Here is a 602-nt window from a genome sequence, read left to right as displayed (position 1 = left end):
TCGTTTATTTGGTTCCTCTATGTCGGTTGTATATGTCTGAAATGCTTTTTGGTACTTTTCTGATGAGGCTATTTGGTGTCGTTTCATCTCCGTGGAAGATGCTGCATCTTTGCATCGTTAACGTTAGCGAAGTGATAATTAAAACAGTATTTATTAAAAAAAGAAAGTAGTATGGCTATTAGATTTAGAAGGGTGTCTCGCCTGTGTGACCCTACAAATAAAGAAGCAGGAAAGAAAGTGTATCCGGTGATTTCTTATCAGTATGATACGAGTGCAACGTTGGATGAGTTTGCAAAGGAGATTGCGTCTGCTTCCGGTGTCAGCGAGGGTGAAACGATTAGTGTATTGAAGGATTTCCGTACGTTATTGAGAAAGACATTGCTGGGTGGTCGTTCGGTAAATATCGCCGGTCTGGGATATTTTTACCTTTCTGCCCAAAGCAAAGGGACGGAGAAGGCGGAAGATTTTACGATCGCTAATATTTCAGGGCTTCGTATCTGTTTTCGTGCCAACTCGGATATTCGTCTGTTTACCGGGACGACTACTCGTTCGGATGGATTGAAGTTCAAGGATTTGGATCATATTAATGATTTGGGTAGTGT

General features: G+C 41.5%; 1 protein-coding gene. It reads left to right on the top strand.

The features are described 5' to 3' along the window. Positions 1-171 precede the first annotated feature (171 nt). The coding region (locus AB5935_RS28230; RefSeq protein WP_368328133.1) for an HU family DNA-binding protein at positions 172-602 on the top strand (431 nt) is incomplete at its 3' end.

The organism is Phocaeicola sp. RTP21198st1_B8_RTP21198_201120, from assembly GCF_040929485.1.
GTDB classification, from domain to species: Bacteria; Bacteroidota; Bacteroidia; order Bacteroidales; family Bacteroidaceae; genus Phocaeicola; species Phocaeicola dorei.
This window is presented reverse-complemented; position numbering and strand designations above follow the sequence as displayed.